The organism is Georgfuchsia toluolica, from assembly GCF_907163265.1.
GTDB classification, from domain to species: domain Bacteria; phylum Pseudomonadota; class Gammaproteobacteria; order Burkholderiales; family Rhodocyclaceae; genus Georgfuchsia; species Georgfuchsia toluolica.
In genome coordinates this window covers 911,275-930,148 of sequence record NZ_CAJQUM010000001.1, presented here as the reverse complement: position 1 = coordinate 930,148, position 18,874 = coordinate 911,275, and the positions used below count along the sequence as shown (strand labels likewise).

16 protein-coding genes and 2 pseudogenes are annotated in these 18,874 nt (G+C 57.4%); 7 read left to right on the top strand and 11 right to left on the bottom strand.

The features are described 5' to 3' along the window. Window positions 1–83: 83 nt before the first annotated feature. The 7 genes from K5E80_RS04300 to K5E80_RS04270 all read right to left on the bottom strand — a co-directional run bounded on the left by K5E80_RS04300 (window position 84) and on the right by K5E80_RS04270 (window position 6,867). The gene (locus K5E80_RS04300) at window positions 84–1,127 is read right to left on the bottom strand and encodes a bifunctional UDP-4-keto-pentose/UDP-xylose synthase (protein ID WP_220635000.1); all 1,044 of its coding nucleotides are present in this window, start codon (window positions 1,125–1,127) and stop codon (window positions 84–86) included. A 7-nt stretch (window positions 1,128–1,134) separates the two neighbouring features. Then, window positions 1,135–2,058, bottom strand: coding sequence for a formyltransferase (locus K5E80_RS04295; protein ID WP_220634999.1), 924 nt, complete (start codon window positions 2,056–2,058; stop codon window positions 1,135–1,137). A 218-nt stretch (window positions 2,059–2,276) separates the two neighbouring features. Continuing rightward, window positions 2,277–3,242, bottom strand: coding sequence for a glycosyltransferase (locus K5E80_RS04290; RefSeq protein WP_220634998.1), 966 nt, complete (start codon window positions 3,240–3,242; stop codon window positions 2,277–2,279). A 3-nt stretch (window positions 3,243–3,245) separates the two neighbouring features. Continuing rightward, a complete protein-coding gene (locus tag K5E80_RS04285) occupies window positions 3,246–4,361 on the bottom strand; it encodes a DegT/DnrJ/EryC1/StrS family aminotransferase (RefSeq protein ID WP_220634997.1) in 1,116 nt (371 codons plus the stop codon). A gap of 21 nt (window positions 4,362–4,382) precedes the next feature. Next, window positions 4,383–4,754 carry an SMR family transporter gene (locus tag K5E80_RS04280; RefSeq protein ID WP_220634996.1) on the bottom strand — a complete coding sequence of 124 codons (372 nt, stop codon included), beginning with the start codon at window positions 4,752–4,754 and terminating at the stop codon, window positions 4,383–4,385. Continuing rightward, the gene (locus tag K5E80_RS04275; protein ID WP_220634995.1) at window positions 4,751–6,502 is read right to left on the bottom strand and encodes a glycosyltransferase family 39 protein; all 1,752 of its coding nucleotides are present in this window, start codon (window positions 6,500–6,502) and stop codon (window positions 4,751–4,753) included. Before K5E80_RS04275 ends, K5E80_RS04280 begins: the two co-directional genes overlap by 4 nt. Beyond that, the gene (locus K5E80_RS04270) at window positions 6,499–6,867 is read right to left on the bottom strand and encodes an Mth938-like domain-containing protein (RefSeq protein WP_220634994.1); all 369 of its coding nucleotides are present in this window, start codon (window positions 6,865–6,867) and stop codon (window positions 6,499–6,501) included. The genes K5E80_RS04275 and K5E80_RS04270 overlap by 4 nt, the downstream gene beginning before the upstream one ends. A 298-nt stretch (window positions 6,868–7,165) precedes the next feature. Here K5E80_RS04270 and K5E80_RS04265 point away from each other — a divergent pair, with 298 nt between their 5' ends. From K5E80_RS04265 to K5E80_RS04245, 5 genes are all read left to right on the top strand, one after another. Next, window positions 7,166–8,392: a pyridoxal phosphate-dependent aminotransferase gene (locus tag K5E80_RS04265; RefSeq protein WP_220634993.1), complete on the top strand. Its 1,227-nt coding sequence runs from the start codon at window positions 7,166–7,168 to the stop codon at window positions 8,390–8,392. 3 nt (window positions 8,393–8,395) lie between these two features. After that, entirely contained in the window at window positions 8,396–9,709 is a 1,314-nt protein-coding gene (locus K5E80_RS04260) for a homoserine dehydrogenase (RefSeq protein ID WP_220634992.1), read from the top strand. Window positions 9,710–9,789: 80 nt separating this feature from the next. After that, window positions 9,790–10,794, top strand: a complete 1,005-nt coding sequence (locus K5E80_RS04255; RefSeq protein WP_220634991.1) for a TRAP transporter substrate-binding protein — start codon at window positions 9,790–9,792, stop codon at window positions 10,792–10,794. A gap of 48 nt (window positions 10,795–10,842) precedes the next feature. Beyond that, on the top strand, window positions 10,843–11,457 hold the full coding sequence (locus tag K5E80_RS04250) for a TRAP transporter small permease (RefSeq protein ID WP_220634990.1): 615 nt from the start codon (window positions 10,843–10,845) through the stop codon (window positions 11,455–11,457). Further along, a complete protein-coding gene (locus tag K5E80_RS04245; RefSeq protein ID WP_220634989.1) occupies window positions 11,454–12,737 on the top strand; it encodes a TRAP transporter large permease in 1,284 nt (427 codons plus the stop codon). The genes K5E80_RS04250 and K5E80_RS04245 overlap by 4 nt, the downstream gene beginning before the upstream one ends. An 8-nt stretch (window positions 12,738–12,745) precedes the next feature. On the opposite strand, the gene K5E80_RS04240 is transcribed toward K5E80_RS04245, so the two are convergent. The 4 genes and pseudogenes from K5E80_RS04240 to K5E80_RS04225 all read right to left on the bottom strand — a co-directional run bounded on the left by K5E80_RS04240 (window position 12,746) and on the right by K5E80_RS04225 (window position 14,547). After that, window positions 12,746–13,273, bottom strand: a complete 528-nt coding sequence (locus K5E80_RS04240; protein ID WP_220634988.1) for an EAL domain-containing protein — start codon at window positions 13,271–13,273, stop codon at window positions 12,746–12,748. 50 nt (window positions 13,274–13,323) lie between these two features. After that, window positions 13,324–13,545, bottom strand: a pseudogene (locus tag K5E80_RS17110) (EAL domain-containing protein); the annotation flags it as partial. Between the two features lie 46 nt (window positions 13,546–13,591). Next, window positions 13,592–13,972 carry a hypothetical protein gene (locus tag K5E80_RS04230; protein ID WP_220634987.1) on the bottom strand — a complete coding sequence of 127 codons (381 nt, stop codon included), beginning with the start codon at window positions 13,970–13,972 and terminating at the stop codon, window positions 13,592–13,594. A 68-nt stretch (window positions 13,973–14,040) separates the two neighbouring features. Further along, window positions 14,041–14,547, bottom strand: a complete 507-nt coding sequence (locus K5E80_RS04225; RefSeq protein WP_220634986.1) for a DUF7931 domain-containing protein — start codon at window positions 14,545–14,547, stop codon at window positions 14,041–14,043. Window positions 14,548–14,840: 293 nt separating this feature from the next. Here K5E80_RS04225 and K5E80_RS17105 point away from each other — a divergent pair. Both K5E80_RS17105 and K5E80_RS04220 read left to right on the top strand, forming a co-directional pair. Continuing rightward, a pseudogene (locus K5E80_RS17105) lies at window positions 14,841–15,356 on the top strand (Tll0287-like domain-containing protein); the annotation flags it as partial. 6 nt (window positions 15,357–15,362) lie between these two features. Beyond that, the gene (locus tag K5E80_RS04220) at window positions 15,363–18,824 is read left to right on the top strand and encodes a PAS domain S-box protein (protein WP_246590861.1); all 3,462 of its coding nucleotides are present in this window, start codon (window positions 15,363–15,365) and stop codon (window positions 18,822–18,824) included. Window positions 18,825–18,874: the final 50 nt, after the last annotated feature.

Genomic DNA, 18,874 nt, shown 5'->3' with positions numbered 1-18,874 from the left:
CAGAGTACACAGAGGACGCAGAGGAATACAACAGACGATATGCTTTTCCTCTGTGTACTCCGCGTCCTCCGTGGTAAAGATTTTTAATCCATCAGTTTCCGTGCTTCGGCCACGTCGCAGCGATAGGTCTCGAAAATGCCGCGCAGGGCGTCCTCGAAGGTCACCTTGGGCGCCCAGTCGAGGTCGGTCATGGTATTGGTGATTTTCGGCACGCGATGCTGTGTGTCCTGATAGCCCTTGCCGTAATACTCGCCCGAAGTGGTTTCGAGTACCTTCACCTTGGCGACGCTATCGGCATATTCCGGGTATTGCTTGGCAAGGTCAAGCATCAGGGTGGCGAGTTCGCGGATCGAGTAATTGTTGTTCGGGTTGCCGATGTTGTAGATCTTGCCGTCGGCGATGCCATTCTTGTTGGCGATGATTTTCATCAGCGCGTCGATGCCGTCGGAAACATAGGTGAAGGAGCGCTTCTGGGCGCCGCCGTCCACCAGCTTGATCGGCTCGCCGCGCACGATGTGGCCGAGGAACTGGGTGATGACGCGCGACGATCCTTCCTTCGGCGTGTGGATCGAATCGAGGCCGGGACCGATCCAGTTGAAGGGGCGGAACAGCGTGTATTGCAGTCCTTCCTGCTGGCCGTAGGCGGCAATCACGCGGTCCATCATCTGCTTGGCGCAGGAGTAGATCCAGCGCGGCTTGTTGATGGGGCCGAGGATCAGCTCGGAGTTTTCCGGGTCGAATTCGGGATCCCTGCACATGCCATAGACTTCCGAGGTCGAGGGGAAGATGACGCGCTTCTTGTACTTGACTGCCTGGCGGATGATCGGCAGGTTGGCTTCGAAGTCCAGTTCGAAGACGCGCAGCGGTTCCTTGACGTAAGTCGCCGGCGTGGCGATGGCGACCAGCGGCAGGATCACGTCGCACTTCCTGACGTGGTACTCGATCCACTCCTTGTTGATCATGATGTCGCCCTCGAAGAAATGGAAGCGAGGGTTGTCGAGCAGGTCGGCGAGCCGTTCGCTGTTCATGTCCATGCCATACACGGACCAGTCCGTGGTGGCGAGGATGCGCTGCGACAAGTGGTGGCCGATGAAGCCGTTGACGCCGAGGATGAGGATTTTTTTCATGGTCAGATCAATTCAGGGGAATCGGATTTGCCCCGAGGTGGTCAAGCAGCGAGCCGGGGTCAATGGCTTCGTCGTCCAGTGTCAGGGACAGGATTCTAACAAGCCCGCCATCGCCGCAGCGTGCGAACAGGCTGCCCTCCTTCAGGCAGAGTTGCGGTTTGCCGGCCTCCTCGCGCTGTCCGGGCAAGCCCAGACTACGTGTGATGAGCAGACGGTGGCCGGCAAAATCGCAGAAAGCGCCAGGATAGGGCGGCGCCACGGCGCGGATCAGGTTGTGCACTTCATGTGCGGACTTGCTCCAGTCGATGCGTCCGTCCTCGGGCTTGCGCCCGCCGAAGTAACTGCCGGCCTTGAGATCGGGCAACACATGCGGCGCAGTACCCGCGATCAGTTGCGGCAAGATGTCGTATAGCGCGATCTCCGCTGCCAGGGTGATTTTGTTGAATACCTCGCCCGCCGTATCGTCGGGCAGGATGGGGATGGCCTGCTGGGCGACGATTCCACCGGCATCGGGTTTTTCCACCATGCGGTGCAGCGTGGCGCCGGTTTCGTGCTCACCATGGAGCACGGCCCAATTGACCGGCACCCGGCCGCGGTACTTGGGCAACAGCGAGCCATGCATGTTGTAACCGCCGCGCCGGGGCAGCGCCAGCAACGCGGATTTCAGCATCAGCCGGTAATAGAAGGAGAAGAAAAAATCCGCGTTCAATGCGCGCAGGCAGGCCACGAACTCGGGTGTGTTCGGGTCGTCAGGCGCCGCCACCGGGATGCCGTATTCACGCGCGATATCGGCCACGCACTCGAACCAGATGTTCTCGTTGGGATTGTCTTCATGGGTGACGACCAGCGCCACGTCGACACCGCGGGCAAGCAGTACGCGCAGGCAGCGCGCACCGACGTTGTGGTAGGCGAAAACGACGGCTCGGGTCATGCAAAACCCCAAGGCAAAAACAGTTTAGCCACAGAGATCACAGAGAACACAGAGGAAACCTATTAAGAATTACCACTATCCATCACATTGCCGGTCATTCCCGCGCAAGCGGGAATCCAGCATCTTTCGGCGCAGAGACACTGAGTTCCCGCTTTCGCGGGGAAGACGGCATTTGTGGCGGTTGCCATTCATTACCGTGAAGCTCAATAAAACAAAGTTCATATCTCTGTGACCTTTGTGTCCTCTGTGGCTTGCTTTTCAAGAATCGCCCCAATTCTGTAGCGCGGCCGATGCCGTACCTGCTGATAAATCCGGCCGATGTATTCGCCGAGCAGGCCGACGCCAAACAGCGTCAGGCCGATGAGAAAGAAGGCAATGCCAAATAGCGTAAACACACCTTCCGCTTCCGGCCCGTAGGTCAGGCGGCGAATGAAGAGGAACACCACGAATAATGCCGAAAGCATTGAAATGCTGATGCCCAGCATGGAGAAGAATTGCAGCGGCACCAGCGAGAAGCTGGTCATCAGATCGAAGTTGAGGCGGATCAGCGCGTAGAGTGAATACTTCGATTCGCCGGCATGGCGCTCCTCGTGCGCGACTTCGACTTCGGCCGGCCGTTGCGCGAAGGAATAAGCCAGCGCCGGGATGAAAGTGCTGACTTCCTTGCAACTGTTGATGGCTTCGACGATGTCGCGCGAATAGGCGCGCAGCATGCAGCCCTGGTCGGTCATCTTGATATGTGTGATGCGCTCGCGCAGACCGTTCATGGCCTTCGATGCATGGCGGCGAAAAGCGCTGTCCTGGCGCTGCTGGCGGATCGAGCCGACACAGTCGTGGCCTTCGCGCACCTTCTCCACCAGCTTGCCGATTTCCTCGGGCGGATTCTGCAGGTCGGCATCGAGCGTGACGATAATGTCGCCGCGCGAGTGTTCGAAGCCGGCCATGATGGCCATGTGCTGGCCGGCATTCGAGGCGAGCAGGATGACGCGCGTGACGTCAGGCCGTTGCTCGAATTGTCCGCGCAGCACAGCAGCGGAACGGTCGCGGCTGCCGTCGTCGATGAAAATGATCTCGTACCCGGTGTTCAGCGCATCGAGTGCTGGATAGAGCCGGTCAAACAACGCCGGCAACCCGGCTTCCTCATTATAAACAGGGATGATGACAGAGAGTTCGGGGTTGCCCATGGCTTAGTGGTCGAGTACCGAGATGAGTGCAGCGCAGACGCGATCGACATCAGCATCCTGCATGGCCGGGAAAAGCGGTAGTGTAACGGTTCTCAGACCTACGTCTTCGGCATGCGGGAAGTCGCCTTGCTTGAAGCCGAAGGGACGGTAAAGGCTGAACAAATGCAGCGCCGGGTAATGTACGCCGACACCGATACCCAGTTCCTTCATCCTGGCGATGAACCGGCCGCGGTCGGTAGCCTTGGGCAGCAGCACCTGGAACATGTGCCAGTTGGAATTGGTGAAATCCTCCAGTGGCAGGCCAAGACCCAATGAACTATCGAGTTGCGCAAAATAACGTTGCGCCAGATGGCGACGGCGCGTGGTGAATTCCCCGAGATGCTTCATCTGGCCGAGGCCGATGGTAGCGGCGATGTCGGTCAGGTTGAACTTGCCGCCCAGCACGTCGACGTCCATGCCACCGTCGGGGAAGCGCTTGACGCCTTGCAGGCGCAAGCGCTCGCAAAGTGACGGATCGACATCGAAGGGAAGCACCAGGGCGCCGCCTTCCGCAGTGGTGAGGTTCTTGTTGGCGTGGAAACTGAAGGCGACGAAATCGCCAGTTGTTCCAATGGGAACCCCATTCCAGGACGCACCGAAGGATTGTGCCGCGTCCTCAATCACGCGCAGATCATGCGGGATGGCAATCGTATAAAGCTGGTCGCGGTCGACCGGCAGGCCGGCCAGATCAATCGGGATGATCGCTTTGGTCTTGGGCGTGATGGCGGCTTCTATACGATTCAGGTCGATATTGCGCGTGATGGGATCGATATCGACCAGCACCGGCGTCGCGCCGACTTCGAGAACCACATTGGCGGTGGCGACCCAGGTCAGCGGCGTGGTGATGACCTCGTCGCCCGGGCCGATGCCGGCCAGGCGCAGGGCCACTTCCAGGGCTGCGGTACCCGAATTGAAGGCGCGCACGACGCGGCCGCCGCAATGTTCCGATAGCGCGGCCTCAAAGTCCTGCACCTTGGGGCCGCTGGTGATCCAGCCCGAGCGCAGCACTGACACTACTTCGGCGATAGTCTCTTCATCAATCGAAGGACGCGTGAATGGCAGAAACTCCTCACTCCTCACTCTTCACTCCTCACTGTACTTTTACGATTTGGCAACGAGAACTACACCAACCACGATGAAGCCGATGCCGAGCATTTTCTGCATCGCCAGCGGTTCGCCGAACCAGTAATAGGCGATGACGGCATTGACGACATAGCCGATCGAGAGCATCGGATAGGCAACGCTGACCGGGACACGCGACAGGGCCATGATCCAGACCACCAGACTGATGGCATAGCAGGCCATGCCGCCGAGGATGTAGGGCTGGAAGGCGATCTTCATGCCGATCGGAATCACATTGTCGAGATGGAACTCGAAATGGCCGACAACGTTGGTGCCGGCTTTGAGCAGCAGTTGCGCGCAGGCATTGAGCAGCACGCCGGTGAGGACGAGGGCAAAGGCGATGGGGCTCATTGGGTTGCTCTTTCGCAGGGCTGTCCCAAGAAAGAGTCAGCCATTGAAGCAGACGCCGCGTTTTGTGCGGCGGAACATCCGTCACCCCCGCTCCTGGAGCGGGGGGTGGGGGGGGAGTTATTTTTCCTTACGATGACATTCCGGGTGTCGCGGGCGATTTCGCTCATGGGCAGTTGTTCGGCGGCGAGGCCATTGTAATTGTCGATCGACATGATGGCGAAGGCATCACGATCGCTGGCCCAGCGCTGCTTGAATTCAGCCGTGGTCGGTACCCATTTGTCCGGTTCCTGTTTTATGCCAAAAGCAAGTTCACCCTGGTAATTGACGAGTGTTACGGTGCGCTTGATGTAGAAGGGCAGGGTCTGTTCGTATTTATTCACGCTGTAGAACGGTACGCCGGGGGTTAGCAGCGGTTTGACCTGAGTCGCGACATGGAAAGCGGAGTTTGACAGCGCCAGATTTTGGTGACCCAGCAATGTGCCAAAACCGGCGATCGTTGCACCCACCGCCAGAGCCAGCAGAGCGGCGGCATTATGCTGTTTCACCGTCAGCAGCATGGCGGCAAAGATTGCCGCGAGCAGTAGTGTGCTCGACGTCAGCAGCCAATGCAGGTAACCGTTCAACATTGCGGCGGTGGTCTCGGTACCCGCTCTTTCCATTATGCGCGGCAGGAAAGCGATGGCGGCGATGACGAGAACTGCCAGCACGGCCAGATGGCTCAACAACTGGCGGCGCGGCAATTCGGCCAGATGCCTGCCGCCCAGCAGCGCCAGCGCCGGGAATATCGGCAGGATGTAAGGCGGCAGCTTGGAACTCGAAACACTGAAGAAACCAAAGGTGATGAGCACCCACAGCGCGAGGAAGCGCTGGGTCTGGAATGTGACCGTTATATCCCTTCGCCATGATTTGAACAAGGCGTGCAGCAGCAGGAAGGTCCAGGGCAGGGCGCCAAGCGCATAGATCTGCAGGAAATACCAGTCCGGCTGATAGCGGCGATGAGCCGTCGTCAAAAAGCGCTCGAAATGTTCGTGGATGAAAAAGAAGCGGGCGAACTCGGGATTGGCGATTGAAACCGCGATGAACCACGGCGCCGCGATCGCGAGAAAGAGCGCCAGGCCGGAGCATGGCGCCAGCCTCTTCCAGGGTGAGAAGTCCCGATTGAATAAGGTGTAGGCCACCAGCGTGGCGCCGCAAAGTACGAGCGCCACCAGCCCCTTGCTGAGTACCGCCAAAGCCAGAGCCGTCCACAGCAGCCACATCCAGTGGCGCGAGGTTTTCGCATCGCCCTGCTGGGCGAAGAGAAAGGCAGTCCATGCCATTTGCAAAAAGAAGGAGAGCCCCATGTCGAGCGTGATAATATGGCTCATGATGACGTAGCACAGAGTACTGGCGAGGATCGCTGCGGCAAGATTGCCAGCCTGTGCGCCCCAGAGGCGACGTCCAGTCCACGCGGCGAGCAGCACGCTGAGGAAACCCGTCAATGCCGGCCACAGACGCGCTGTCCATTCGTCTTCGCCAAATACTTCGTAAGCAGTCGCCGTAGCCCAGTATTGCAGCGTTGGCTTCTCGAAATACTTGAAGCCGTTCAGACGCGGCGTCAGCCAGTCGCCGCTGGCGACCATTTCGCGCGGGATTTCGGCGTAGCGGCCTTCGTCGGGCCGGATCAATTTGCGGTAGTCGAGAGTGCCGAACCAGACCGCGAACAGCGCGATCCAGAGCAGCCATATGGCGCGATTGGACAGCCTCATTCGATGATCAGGGCTGCCACCGCGGCGCGCCCTTCGGTCAGCAGAATGTTGTAGGTGCGGCAGGCTGCCGCGGTGTCCATGACTTCGACCCCGATGCCCTTTTCGAACAGGAAACGCAGAATCGACGGTTGCGGAAAACGCTGCCGCGCTCCGGTGCCGAGCAGCACCACGTCACAGCCCTGATCGAGTCCAAGCAGATGTTCGCTCAACAGGTCTTCGAGTTTGGCGACTGGCCAATCCGGCAGCAGCCGGTCGTGGCCGACGATCAGGCTGCTGCGATAGGTTTGCTGGTTGATAGTGGCGAAGCCGGGGCCATAGGCGGTAATCGCGTATTGTCCCTGCGGACGTTCGGCGTGAAGTTTCATCAACGTGGAAAAGCAGAAATAGTGCTCATTGTGATATCGAGCGTAGCGAGCCGATGGGTAGCCCCGCCCCGGGGCGGGGATGGGGGGCGTTCAATTGGACTTTGCGCATTTTCATCCTCAGGGGTGGCGCTGGCGACAATGCGCGTTCGTATGGATTGGCGCCACAATCGCTTGATTGCGGCGCGGTGGAGAGCTTGGGTAGAATTATACCTTTGCATCGTACCGCCCTAAACCGCCATAACTGGCACAATTGCAGCAGTTTTAGTCATTGCGCGAATGCGCCAGGATCGGGAAATTTATGCAACCGGTAAAGAAATCCTCCAAGCTCGATAACGTCTGTTATGACATTCGTGGACCGGTGTTGGCACTGGCCCGGCAGATGGAGGAGGAGGGTCATCGCATCATCAAGCTGAACATCGGCAATCTGGCCCCTTTCGGTTTCGAGGCGCCGGAGGAGATCGTGCAGGACATGATCCGCAACCTGCCCGAATCGTCCGGCTATTCCGATTCCAAAGGGGTGTTTTCCGCACGCAAGGCGATCATGCACTACACGCAGGAGAAGAAAATCATTGGCGTCAGCGTCGATGACATCTTCCTCGGCAACGGCGCTTCGGAAATGATCGTGATGTCGATGCAGGCCCTGTTGAATGCCGGCGACGAAGTGCTGGTGCCGGCGCCGGACTATCCGTTGTGGACGGCGGCAGCCACACTGGGCGGCGGCACTGCAATACACTACCATTGCGACGAGCAATCTGGCTGGCTGCCGGATCTGACCGACATCCGCGCCAAGATCACGCCTGCGACGCGGGCCATCGTCGTCATCAACCCGAACAATCCCACCGGTGCGCTGTATCCGGTCGAGCTGCTGCGCGATATTGTCGATATTGCCCGTAAAAACGACCTCATCGTGTTTGCCGACGAGATCTACGACAAGGTGCTCTACGACGGCGCGAAGCACGTTTCCATCGCCTCGCTGGCCGACGATGTCCTGTTCATCACTTTCAACGGTCTCTCGAAAAACTATCGCTCCTGCGGCTTCCGCGCTGGCTGGATGGTGGTCTCGGGCGAGAAGCGGCATGCACAGGATTACATCGAAGGCCTCAACATGCTGGCCTCGATGCGGCTATGTTCCAACGTGCCGGGGCAGTATGCCATCCAGACCGCTCTCGGCGGCTACCAGAGCATCAACGACCTGGTCGCGCCCAATGGCAGACTGACGCGCCAGCGCGACCTGGCGTGGAAACTGATCAGGGAAATTCCCGGGGTCAGCTGCGTCAAGCCGAAAGCGGCGATGTATCTGTTTCCGCGCCTTGATCCCAAGCTTTATCCGATCGACGATGACGAACAGTTCATTCTGCAACTGCTGGAGCAGGAGCGCGTCTTGGTAGTGCAGGGCAGCGGTTTCAACTGGCCGATGCAGGATCACTTCCGGCTCGTATTTCTGCCGCATGAAGACGACTTGAAGGAAGCAATCGGCCGCATCGCCAGATTTCTCGATAACTATCGCAAGCTGCATGGCAAATGAAATATGAAACCCATTAACGTCGGCCTCCTCGGCATCGGCACCGTCGGCGGCGGCACCTTTACCGTTCTCAGGCGCAACGAAACCGAAATTACCCGCCGTGCCGGCCGTGCGATTCACATTTCCGTGGTCGCCGACAAGAATCTGGCGCTGGCGAAAAAAGTTGTCGGCGATTCGGTGCGCATTACCGATGATGCGTTTTCGGTGGTCACCGATCCCAAAATCGACATCGTGGTCGAATTGATCGGCGGCGATGGCATCGCAAAGGAATTGGTGCTGAAGGCGATTGAAAACGGCAAGCATGTGGTCACCGCCAACAAGGCACTGCTGGCCAAGCATGGCACTGAAATCTTCGCTGCTGCGCAGAAGAAGGGCGTCATGGTGGCCTTCGAAGCCGCCGTCGCGGGCGGCATTCCGATCATCAAGGCGGTGCGCGAAGGGCTTGGCGCGAACCGCATCCAGTGGATTGCCGGCATCATCAACGGCACCACGAACTTCATCCTCTCCGAAATGCGCGACAAGGGCCTGCCCTTTGCCGAGGTGCTCAAGGAAGCACAGCGCCTGGGTTACGCCGAGGCCGACCCCACCTTCGACATCGAGGGCATCGATGCCGCGCACAAAATCACAATTCTCTCGGCCCTGGCCTTCGGCATCCCGATGCAGTTCGACAAGGCCCACATCGAAGGCATCAGCAAGCTGGAAGCAGTGGATATCCGCTATGCGGAACAGTTGGGCTACCGCATAAAGCTGCTCGGCATCACCCGGCGCCGGGATAACGGCATCGAACTGCGCGTACATCCCACCCTGATCCCGGCCAAACGCCTGATCGCCAATGTCGAGGGCGCCATGAATGCGGTACTGGTGCAGGGCGACGCGGTTGGGTCGACACTGTATTACGGCAAGGGCGCCGGGGCCGAGCCGACCGCCAGCGCGGTGATCGCTGACCTCGTTGATGTCACTCGCATGCATACCGCTGATCCGGGCAACCGTGTGCCGCATCTCGCCTTCCAGCCCGATCAGTTGTCGAGCGTTCCGGTGCTGCCGCGCGAGGAGATCGAAACGGCATATTACCTGCGCTTGCGCGTCGAGGACAAGCCGGGGGTGCTTGCCGATGTCACGCGCATTCTTGCCGACCAGGCTATTTCGATCGACGCGCTGCTGCAGCGCGAACCGGCCGAAGGTGAAGGCGAGACCGACATCATCATTTTGACCCACGTCTGCATCGAAAAACAGGCGGATGTCGCAATTGCGAAAATCGAGGCATTGCCGGCGGTGAAATGCAGCGTCACGCGACTTCGGCTTGAAGAATTGAATGGTTGATCTAGTCTTATAGTATTTTGGCATAGCAGCCGGATTGTCCGGCGACAATGCCGCGAATGGGAACTCTGAAGAGGAATGCCATGAAGCTATATGCCTTTGTCGCCACTTTCATCACCGCCTGTCTGTCGTTTGCCGCCTATGCGGATCAACCCATCATCATCAAGTTCAGCCATGTCGTGGCGGTCGATACCCCCAAGGGCAAAGCAGCCGTTTATTTCAAGAGGCTTGCGGAAGAAAAGACCAAAGGCCGTGTCCGGGTCGAGGTCTACCCCAATAGCCAGCTTTACAAGGACAAGGAGGAACTGGAAGCCTTGCAACTTGGCTCGGTGCAGATGCTGGCACCCTCGCTGGCGAAATTCGGCCCGCTCGGCGCCAAGGAATTCGAAGTATTCGATCTGCCGTATCTCTTCGACGATTACGCTGCGTTGCACCGTGTGACGGAGGGGGCTATCGGGCAGGGGCTGCTGAAGAAACTCGACAGCAAGGGGATTGTTGGTCTCGCTTTCTGGGATAACGGCTTCAAGCAGATGAGCGCCAACAAACCGCTGCACATGCCGGCGGATTTTCGTGGCCTGAAGCTGCGCATTCAGTCTTCGAAGGTACTGGATGCGCAAATGCGGGCGCTTGGCGCCACGCCGCAGGTAATGGCTTTCTCCGAGGTCTATCAGGCACTGCAGACCGGCGTCGTCGATGGTACCGAGAATCCGGCATCCAACTTCTATACCCAGAAGATGCACGAGGTACAGAAGTACCTGATCCTCTCCGATCATGGCTATCTCGGTTATGCCGTGATCGTCAACAAGCAATTCTGGGAAGAGTTGCCGCCGGACATTCGCGCGCAGCTCCAGGACGCGATGAAAGACGCTACCCGTTACGCCAACGCGATTGCGGCGGTCGAGAATTCCACGGCGCTGGAAGCGGTGAGGAAAAGCGGCAAGACCCAGGTCATTGTCTTGATGCCGGAAGAAAAGAAAGCCTGGAAGAAGGCGCTGATCAAGGTGCATCAGGATTCCGGGAGCCGCGTCGGCAAGGATCTGTTGCAGTCGATCTACAAAGAGACGGGATTCAATCCCGCCAAGCTGTAAATCCCGCAGGCCGCCTTTTGGCGGCCTTTTCGTTTCAGCGGAGAGCACATGCTGAAAATGCTGGATCATCTGGAGGAGTGGTTGATCGGCCTGTTGATGGCCGCGGCGACCTTGCTCATCTTCGTCGCCGTCGTGCATCGTTATCTGTCGGGTATTCCCTGGCCGGCCTTGCAGGACGCGCTGTTGCAGATCAATCTTTCCTGGGCGCAGGAACTCTGCATCTACATGTTCGTCTGGATGGCCAAGTTCGGCGCGGCGTATGGCGTGCGTACTGGAATTCACGTCGGAGTTGATGTCCTGATCAACCGCCTCAGTCCGGCCCGACGAAAATATTTTATCCTGTTTGGTTTGCTGGCCGGTGCCTTGTTTACCGGCACCGTGGCTGCGCTGGGCGCGCATTTTGTCTGGGCGATCGGCCATACCGAGCAGACCTCGGCAGACCTTGAACTGCCAATGTGGATGGTCTATCTCGCGATTCCCTGTGGTTCTTCTCTGATGTGTTTTCGCTTCCTGCAAGTGGCGGCGAGTTTTCTCAAGACCGGCAATCTGCCGCACCACGATCACGGCCATGTGGAGGGCATTGAAGACCCGGTTGACATCGCGCCCTACAACCTCGACGACAACCTGCATCCCCATACCAATGGCAAGGGGGGTGCGAAATGAACTCGCTGATCATTTTCGTTCTGCTCATAGCGCTCATGCTTACCGGCATGCCGATCTCGATTTCGCTTGGCCTGACGGTGCTGACCTTCCTGTTCACCATGACCAATGTGCCCATCGAATCGGTGGCGCTGAAGCTGTTCACCGGCATCGAGAAGTTCGAGATCATGGCGATTCCGTTCTTCATCCTGGCCGGCAACTTCCTCACCCACGGTGGCGTGGCGCGACGCATGATCCGTTTTGCCACGGCCATGGTCGGGCACTGGCATGGCGGACTCGGTCTCGCCGGCGTGGTGGCCTGCGCCCTGTTCGCGGCGATTTCGGGTTCCAGCCCGGCGACGGTGATCGCGATCGGTTCCATATTGATGCCGGCAATGATCAATGCGGGATTTCCCAAGCGCTTTGGCGCCGGCATCATCACCACCTCGGGTGCATTGGGCATCCTGATACCGCCCTCCATCGTGATGGTGATGTATGCCGTGGCGACCAACACCTCGGTTGGCGCACTGTTCCTGGCCGGGGTGATGCCGGGCCTGGTGCTGGCCACCATGCTTGGCCTGACAACCTGGTGGCGGGCGCGCAAGAACAATTACCCGCGTCTGCCGACCGCGAGTTGGCGTGAACGATTCCTCGCCTTCAAGGACTCGTTCTGGGGGCTGTTCCTGATCGTCGTGGTCATGGGCGGCATCTACACCGGCATCTTCACACCCACCGAGGCGGCAGCGATGGCCGCCGTCTATGCCTTTATCGTGGCCGTTTTCGTATACAAGGATCTGAGCCTGAAAAAGGTACCAAAGGTACTGCTCGACTCGGCCAACATGTCGGCGATGCTGCTCTATATCATCACCAATGCCGTGCTGTTTTCCTTCATCATGGCCAACGAGAACATCCCGCAGCATCTCGCCCAATGGCTGCTCGACATGGGCTTCGGCTCGGTCATATTCCTGCTCGCAGTGAATCTGCTGCTGCTCATGGCCGGCAACGTGATGGAGCCATCGTCGATCGTGCTGATTATGGCCCCCATCCTGTTTCCCGTTGCCAGCAAACTGGGCATCGATCCGGTGCACTTCGGCATCATGATGACGGTCAACATGGAGGTCGGTATGTGCCATCCGCCGGTGGGCCTGAATCTGTATGTGGCCTCGGGCATCACCAAGATGGGGATCACAGAACTGACGGTTGCGGTCTGGCCGTGGCTGTTGACGATGCTGGTGTTTCTTGTTCTGGTGACTTACTGGCCGCCACTGTCATTGTGGCTACCGCATGCGTTCGGCATGATTTGACGGCGGCCTCAGTCAAGGCCATCCAGCGCCGCCGGCATAGAAATGCCGAACCCCTGGGCATAGTCGATACTGATCTCGGACAGTTTCGCCACGCAGGCATCGCTTTCGACCATTTCGGCAATGGTTTTGATGCCGATGGTTTTTGCCACTCTGGAAATGGCGGTGACTTGCGCCTGATCGGCAGGATCGCGCAGGATATCCAGAATGATGCTGCCGTCGACCTTGAGAAAATCCGCGCGGATATTGTAGAGCGGTTCGAACGACACACCTCTCCCGCCAAAATCGCTGACGGCGACCTTGCAGCCGCTATCACGCATTTCTTTCGCGAACAGAATGACTTCATCGTGTAACAGGAACAGATCGATTTCGGTGATTTCAAAGCACAGCTTCCAGGCAGGAACCTTGTGTTGATGCAGCAGGTCGCGAACAAACTCCGGGAACTTCCGATCGCCGAGCGATGCGGTGGCAAGATTGATAAAAAAGCCGAGCCACTTCCATTTCGCAACGGCGCAGGAGGAGGGCGCAAGGACAGCCATTTGATGACATGCTGTACAACCCAGCGGTCGAGGTGCGGCATCAGGCCGTATTTCTCGACCAGGGGGAAGAAGGCGCCGGGCGGCATCATGTCTTCTTCTTCCTCGTGCAGGCAGATCAGCACTTCATAATGGCCACCTTGTGCGGCAAGTGTCGAGAGCGGCGTAATGGGCTGGCAATAGAGGCGGAATTCATCGTTCTGGATGGCGGACAGAATATGATTAACGGCATCATCCGGCCCTGCCACCCCCTCGGACAGGGATTGGACATACATGTCCTGTGCGCTGGTATCGGTTGCTGATATGTCATGCGCACTGGTATCAACTGCCGAAGCAACGGTAATTTCCGTCACAGTCACTGGCGTACCCGTATTTCACTGGCGTACCCGTATTGGCCTTTTGTAGTTCGATGCTGGCAGCAAGTTTTAGCTCCAGCTCATGCCACAAGCGTATTTCGCGGGCCAGCTTTTCCTGCAACAAGCTAATCTTCGCTTCGCGGCGGACGATAATCCATTCCGCCTTGGATGACCGGCTGACCATGCTGAGTATTGCTGCCACCAAAACGCCTGTCAGAAACGCGGTCCAGAGCAGGTCGAATCGAGTGAAGTAAATTGTTGCGACCAGCAGCGCCGCAAGGATCATCACAGCCAGCGCCGCCACATATGGACCGACGGTTTTGAAGAATGCGCTTCTGCGCAGCACGATCGCCCTTTCCAGACTGAAATTAAACGTTATGAATGTAACGTCAGGTTGCAAGTTCTGGCAAAAAATTACAAACCAATTTGCGTTGGCGCAAGACAGGGTGTCGCGCTACGCCAGAGTTCTTCGAAACGCTGCCACCACGGATGAATCCCATCAGCGGCATTCCGCAGCATTTTTCCGCGCGCATGGTTACGATGAAAGCGGATCGCGCCATGTATTCCGTCGGCGAGCAGGAAACAGTCGGCGACATGCTTGAATTCGGCCGACGATTCGCGCACCTCGATCGAATTCGGAAATCGGCGGATCAGCGCGTGCAGGCGCGGGGAACGGGTTTCGGCATATTGCGGATCGTGCAGGATGATATGGAGGCGGCGCATCGGCGCAGCCGCGAGAAACTGCGCCAGTGATTCGGCGCGCGCTGCATCGTCGAGCCGCATCCGCTCCAGCCTGTCGTCGACAATCCGTATTTCGCGATTGGCTACAGCGATAACCGTGTCCAGGGCGGTGCGGAATCCGGTTTCATCGAGGAAATGAGTTTCAAAGGATTCGTTTGCATTGGCATTACGCTGGTTCATTGGTTTTCCTCATGGGAAATGCAGTAAACACAAACCAACATTTCCAGGCTGTTTTATAGTTATATCGCATGTTGTCGATTCAACAAGAAATCAGGCTGGAATTTACGCTTCAAGCTTCAAGGTCGATGAGTACTTGTTAAACTGATCGAAGCCAGACGGGTTGACTGGAATTGAGCATATTATTCGTAAATTATAGTAGCTGAGACAATTTTTATATTTCGAAAAAAGGTGTCAGACCGGTGAAATTGGCGCAGAAAATCTGGCTGGGAGTCAGCGTTGTAATCGTTTCAATCATGACGTTGGATCTGTTTGTCGGATACCACCATATTGAGGACGTGCTTCACGAGCGTCTTGATAATGAGGCACGGACCATACATGCAATCCTCATGGCGACCCGGCAGGTTTATCACCAGCAGTTTCTGGCCAGCGGACTTCCTGTAAGCGACCAAACGATTGGCTTCCTTCCCGCGCATACCATGTCGAAAATTTCGGCCCAGTTTCCGGAATGGATTGATACCGGCTTGAGCTTTAACAACGTATCCGACCAGCCGCGCAATCCTGCCAATCAAGCCGACGCCGCCGAATTGGCGGCGATGGACTGGTTTCGCAAGAATCCGTCTGCCAAGGAATTAATCACTGACATTCGCGATGCGCAAGGGCGTAGTTACTACCACTACGCTGCTCCTATCTGGACGGAGGCCTATTGCTTGAAATGTCACGGTGACCGTACCGCGGCTCCGGCTTCGATTAGAGACAGCTACAAGACAGCGTATGGTTACAAATCGGGTGATCTGCGCGGAGTGATGAGCATCAAATTGCCGCAGGATGAATTGCGCGCGAAGGCGCTCCATAGCTTCTATCAACAGTACGGACTGAGGGCTGGTGGCTACCTGGCACTGCTGTTGCTGCTCGGCATGCTGATGCAGCGTCTGGTGATGCGTCCGCTCAAGCATGTAGATGGCGTTGTCAGCGAGTTCGGGAGCGGCAACATGAACGCGCGGGCCATGTTGCCTGGCAACGATGAGGTTTCTCGACTCGCGCAATCGTTTGACCGAATGGCTGAAGAGATTGCCAACAATAGCGAAGCGCAGCATAAGATGAATCGGGAACTGCGGGCGATCAGCAATTGCAACCAGACCTTGATGCGCGCCACTGACGAACAGACCCTCTTGAACGACATCTGCCGCATCGTCTGCGACGAGGCCGGCTATCGCATGGCTTGGGTGGGATATGCGGAACGCGATGAGGCCAAGACCATACGCTCCGTCGCCCGGGCTGGGGTCGAGGAAGGCTATCTGGAACAGGCCATGCTCACCTGGGCCGACACCGAGCGCGGACGCGGCCCCGCCGGAACCGCCATCAGGAGCGGCCAGTGCACCTGCATACAGGATTTTTCCACTGAACCCCAAGCCACTCCCTGGCGGGACAATGCGCTGCAGCGTGGTTATCGCTCCGCCATTATCCTTCCCCTTAAGGATGGGAGCGCAAATACGTTCGGCATTCTCACAATCTACTCTGTCGAACCCAATGCCTTCAACCCGGAAGAAATTCAGCTTCTCGAAGAACTGGCAGGCGATTTGGCATTCGGTATCGTCACTATTCGTAGTCGCGCAGAGCGCAAGTTACTGGAGCTACAAAAGGACCAGTATTTGAGGTTTTTCACGCTTTCGACCGAGGCGATGTGTATTGCTGACCCGTTCGGTTGTTTCAAGCAGGTAAACCCGGCCTTGGTACTGTTAACTGGCTATTCCGAAGGTGAACTGGTAACAAAACCTTTTCTCGACTTTGTCCACCCGGACGATCGCCAGAGAACTGCGGATGAAATGAAACGGCAGGTGGCAGTTCGTCCGTCGCTGAATTTCGAGAATCGCTATGTGTGCAAGGACGGTTCGGTAATTCTCCTGTCGTGGACTGCCTACTTCGACAAGAGTGATGGCTTTACCTATGCCACGGCGCGCGACATCACCGAAAGCAGGAAACTGGAAGAAGCAATTGCTGCCAATGAAAAAGAGTTCCAACTGCTGGCTGAGGCCATGCCGCAAATCGTCTGGGTTACGCGAGCAGATGGCTGGAACACTTACATCAACCAGCAATGGGTGGAGTACACCGGGCTTACGCTGGCAGAAAGTTACGGTCATGGCTGGAACAAGCCCTTTCATCCCGATGACCGGCAACGTGCCTGGGATGCCTGGCAGAACGCGGTAAACAGCAATGGTATCTATTCCCTTGATTGCCGGTTGCGCAGGGCCGACGGGGTTTATCGCTGGTGGCTGATTCGCGGCGTACCTGTACTTGACGAGCACGGAAAGACTTACAAATGGTTTGGTACCTGCACCGATATCGACGATATCAAGCAGGCTGAAAATGAACTGCGCAATGTAACGTCATATACCCGCAGCTTGATCGAGGCGAGCCTGGATCCATTGGTCACGATCAGCCCGGAGGGCAAGATCACGGACGTCAACCGGATGACCGAGGAGGTTACCGGGATTGCCCGGACCGAACTGATCGGTACCGATTTCGCCGATTATTTTACCGAACCTGAGCAGGCGCGCGCTGGTTACAAGATGGTTTTGGCGCAAGGTTATGTGCGCGACTACCCGCTTACCATCCACAATCGTTCAGGTCGCACTACCGACGTGCTCTACAACGCCGTGGTGTATCGCAGCGAGACCGGGGTGCTGAAGGGCGTGTTTGCCGCGGCAAGGGATATCACTGAGCGCAAGCTTGCACAAGCCGCGTTGCAGCAAAGCGAGAAAGATTTGAAAGAAGCCCAGCGTCTCGCAAAGATTGGTAGTTGGAATTGGGATATGGCAACCGATACGATTACCTGGTCCGAAGAGTATTACCGCATTTTTGGGTTCGATCAGACACAACATCCGCCGGGATATGAAGATCATCTGAAAGCTTACACGCCTGAGAGCGCGGCGCGGCTGGATGCGGCAGTAAAAAGAACCACACAAACCGGAGAACCGTACGAACTCGATTTGGAGCTTGCCCATAGGGAAGGACTGCGTCGTTGGATCACGGCTCGTAGCGAAACCAGGCGTGATGCCCAAGGGCAGATCATAGAGTTGCGCGGGACAGCGCAGGATATTACCGAGCGCAAGCAGGCCGAGCAGTCTCTGGAAAGGGCGAACCGCGCCCTGCGCACGCTCAGCGCTTCCAATATGGCGCTGGTACATGCTGAAAACGAAACCGAGCTGCTCGATACCGTTTGCCGGCTTATCGTGGAAATGGGCGGCTACCGCATGGCATGGGTCGGTTTCCCGGAGCATGATCCGGAAAAGACGGTGCGCCCGGTAGCCCATTATGGGCACGAAGAAGGATTTTTGGAGGAGACGAAAAGAAGCTGGGCGGCTGACACCGAGCTTGGTCGCGGCCCGGTCGGTACTGCCATTCGCACCGGAGCTGTCCAAGTCAATCAGAACACCCAGACCGACCCTGCTTTGGCGCTATGGCGGGAGGCGGGACTCAAGCGCGGTTATCAGTCCGGTACAACGCTGCCACTTCAGGGTTCCACAGGCATTTTAGGTGCGCTGACAATTTGTGCGTCAGAGCCTGACGCCTTTAATGAAACAGAAGTCACCCTATTGAAAGAACTTGCCGACGACCTGTCCTTCGGCATCGAGACCTTGCGTACTCGCGCCGAACGCGATCGCAATGCCTACGAGCATGAGCACCATCAGGAAATACTGCGGAAAAGCCTGGAACAGTCCATCCAGGCCATCGCTGCTACCGTGGAGGCGCGTGATCCGTACACCGCCGGCCACCAGCAGCGTGTCACAGAACTGACGGGGGCGATTGCGCGCGAAATGGGATTGGCTGAGGAACGCATTCATGGCATGCGTCTTGCTGCCAGCATTCACGATCTGGGCAAGATAAAGGTACCGGCAGAAATTCTCTCCAAGCCGGGCAAGCTCACGGCACTTGAGTTCAAACTTATCCAGGTACATCCACAGTCGGGTTATGACATTCTGAAAGATATTGAATTTCCCTGGCCCATAGCTGACATCGTCCACCAGCATCATGAAAAACTTGATGGGTCGGGTTATCCGCAGGGGCTCAAGGACGGACAGATACTGCTCGAATCGCGCATCCTGGCCGTGGCGGATGTGTTGGAGGCAATGGCTTCGCACCGGCCGTATCGCGCGGCACTGGGGATCGAGTCCGCGCTCAAGGAGATCGAGCGTGGCCGCGGCAGCATCTACGATCCGGTGGTCGCCGATACCTGTCTCCGATTGTTTCGCGAGGGAAAGCTTGTATTTCCGCAGTGAATAAAGCCGGACAGCGTTTCACTCGATTAAACTCGCGGCTGCTGCCTGAA